The sequence below is a fragment of the Halalkalibacter flavus genome, from assembly GCF_036663575.1.
GTDB lineage: Bacteria > Bacillota > Bacilli > Bacillales > Bacillaceae_D > Halalkalibacter > Halalkalibacter flavus.
In genome coordinates, this window is record NZ_JAWRVK010000133.1 from 1 (window position 1) to 428 (window position 428).

A 428-nucleotide genomic window follows, 5' to 3' on the forward strand; every position below is an offset into this window, starting at 1 on the left:
AGTTGGGCACTCTAAGGTGACTGCCGGTGACAAACCGGAGGAAGGTGGGGATGACGTCAAATCATCATGCCCCTTATGACCTGGGCTACACACGTGCTACAATGGATGGTACAAAGAGCAGCGAAACCGCGAGGTCGAGCCAATCTCATAAAGCCATTCTCAGTTCGGATTGTAGGCTGCAACTCGCCTACATGAAGCCGGAATTGCTAGTAATCGCGGATCAGCATGCCGCGGTGAATACGTTCCCGGGCCTTGTACACACCGCCCGTCACACCACGAGAGTTTGTAACACCCGAAGTCGGTGGGGTAACCTTTTGGAGCCAGCCGCCTAAGGTGGGACAGATGATTGGGGTGAAGTCGTAACAAGGTAGCCGTATCGGAAGGTGCGGCTGGATCACCTCCTTTCTATGGAGTTTAACTCTAGTCGA

1 rRNA gene is annotated in these 428 nt (G+C 53.7%); it reads left to right on the plus strand.

Features of this window, described 5'->3' with window-relative positions:
* Nucleotides 1-405: ribosomal RNA gene (locus SAY88_RS24775) — 16S ribosomal RNA — on the plus strand; the annotation flags it as partial.
* Nucleotides 406-428 lie beyond the last annotated feature (23 nt).